This is a genomic window from Mycoplasma sp. HS2188, from assembly GCF_025209835.1.
Taxonomy (GTDB): domain Bacteria; phylum Bacillota_I; class Bacilli_A; order Mycoplasmatales; family Metamycoplasmataceae; genus Mycoplasmopsis.
Genome location: NZ_JAOAOI010000026.1, coordinates 1 through 2,644, shown reverse-complemented (window position 1 = coordinate 2,644; position 2,644 = coordinate 1). Strand labels below are relative to the sequence as shown.

The 2,644-nt window shown below is 28.6% G+C and carries 1 protein-coding gene and 1 pseudogene; both read left to right on the top strand.

Features of this window, described 5'->3' with window-relative positions:
• Positions 1-823: hypothetical protein (locus tag N1F73_RS03565; RefSeq protein ID WP_260360138.1), on the top strand; the 823-nt coding region annotated here is incomplete at its 5' end.
• Positions 823-2,644, top strand: a pseudogene (locus N1F73_RS03560) (conjugal transfer protein TraE); the annotation flags it as partial. The gene N1F73_RS03565 and the pseudogene N1F73_RS03560, both read left to right, overlap by 1 nt.

Sequence of the window (2,644 nt, the reverse complement as noted above, 5' to 3'; positions counted from 1 at the left end):
ATTTGTTGGAGAATCTGCATCAGTGAGAGAGACTATGTCGGAAACTAAAGGTTTATTGGCTAGTGGAATGGCATTAGGTGCTGGTATTGGTGGTGCGTTTAAAGCACTTGGTAAGGCAACGAAAGCTAGTGGTAAAGCAATAAAAACTGCTGGTGTGGGTTTAACTCGTGGCAAGGCAGGATTACAAAAATTAGAAGCTAAGAGAGATTTAAAAAATAAATTGAAATCAGGAGAATTATCAAAAGCCGGATATGCTAAAGAAATGCAAAGCTTAAATATGCGTTCAGAAGACCAAAGAATGGCTATAGCAAATGATAAGATGGAAAGTAAAGCTGAAAGAGCAATGATTAGAAAAGAACTAGCTTCAGGAAATAGTGCTTATAAAAAATCTGATTTAAGAGCTAGTGATAATAAATTAATTAAACAAGAAAATCAAACCTTGAAAGAAATGGAAAAACTAGCTGCTCAGGAAGGTGGAGTTAATTCAGAGAAATATAAAGAATTAGCACAAAGACATGAAGCGTTAGGAAGTTTAATTGATGCGAGAACACAGCGTAGTTCGAGAAAAGAATTAAATATTAATGACCAAAAATCAAGATTGATGGCACAAAACTCAAAACGTGGAGTTGCATCGAAAAATATTGTTTCAGCTGCTGAATTAGAAAAACAAAAACTAATTAAAGAACGTGAATTGAATAAAGATAACAAGTTGATTTCATCATTTATAGATGGTCGAATAAAAAGTGCTGATGCAAGAGAAGCTGCAAACAAAAAACGAGCAAAAAGTATAGTAAAAAGTAAAGAAAATATTAAGAAAGGTTAATGAGAATGCTACAACCAAAAAATATAAAGAAAACTAAGTTAAAAGTGTTTAAGAATTTTGACTGAATTGATTTTGTAGTGTTATTAGCTTGTGTTATTAGTTCGATTTTCTTAACGCAATCAGTGTTGCCTAAGAAAATGAATCCTTATTTCAAAATATTAATTTGATTTTTAACATTCGGTGTATTTAGTGTGCTTTTAATAAAAATTAGAAAATATGATGTTAGATTATATAGATTGCTGATTAGGATGATTTGTTATATTTTTAAAACCAAAAAATATAATAAGAGAAACAGCACGAAAAATTTAATACCATATGCCGAAATGCTCGAAGATAGATATATTAAAACAAAAATGTTGCGTGGTGGAGTTAAATATTTTAGCGTATTAAAATTTAAAGGTAAAACTCCTTGAAGTGAAGAAGAAAGCGATAGAGAGTCGTTTTTAGCAAAATTTATTGATATATTAGATAATACAAAAATACAGATTAGTTTTGTTAGACAAAAGGAATTAATTGATTATTCAAAAAACTTTGAAGCTTTAAAGACTAATTTAGACCAAAAAATGCAATATTTAAAGCTAAATAATGCAAGTGCTGAAGTGATTGAAAATTACACAAATTTATATGAAGAAAAGTTTTTAGACTTTGAAACATTAGATAAAGAAATAATGCTTGATACATATTATGTTGTACTGTATGAGCGTAGAATATCAGAACTACAAAAAAATATTGATATGGTTTATCAATATATGAACTCGATGGAATTGGAACCTCGTTTATTAAAGTCTGCTGATTTAGTGAGATTTTTGGCTAGATTAAACGATAAAGAATTAGATGAGGAATTACTTAAAAAATATATAGATCAGCAACAATTAAAAACTAACGGGTTAAGACGAAATTATCGTGATGAAGAAGAAATTTTAAGTAATGATTGAATTTTGAGATTTAAAAAATGATTATTATCAAAATCGAAAAAACATAAAAATGATAACTCTTCTTCAAAGACAAAATTGATTAGTTTAGATGAGTTATTAAGAGCAGACAATGTCGTTTTTAAAGCTAATTACTTTATTAAAGACGGGTTATATTATTCAATTCAGACAGTTAATGAACTGCCATTGAGATTACAGGATGGATGAAATAGCGAGTTATTGAATAATGATTCTGTTATTGTGTGAAATTTAGGTGCAATTTCAACAGAAGCACAAGCACATTTATTAGATAGTGTGGCTAAAAAGAATATTGATAACTCAGCTGTTATTAATTCAAAATTTCAAAGAAAGTCTAATAATTTACAATTAGAAGCTATGGAATATTTACAAGACCAGCTATTAATTGATGGTAATAATTTATTTGATTCACATTTTATGATTATTAATAAAGCAAGTTCATTAAAAGAATTAAAGATGATTGAGAGTAAAAATTATCATGCAGCTGTTAAAGCTAGAATTTATTTAACTTCATTACCATTTAGACAGTTTGAGGCTTATGCTCAAAGTTGTTTGATAACCACAAATAATTTAAAAGAAGCAGTACAAATATCATCATTTAATGCTGCATATGGTTGAAGCTTCGAAAATGAGTTTCATAATGACGGTAATATTAGTATTTTAGGGACAACTCTATCTACGGGTGAGCCGATTATAGTTGATAGATTTTATAAAAAAGACGCAAAGAGAACTAATTATAACTGAATGACTGTTGGGACTAGTGGAACAGGAAAATCATCATCAAAATCAAAATCGATAGTTGATGAGTTAGCACAAAATAGAAATGTTTATGTTATCGATTTAGAGAATGAGTATAAATATTTAGCAAAAA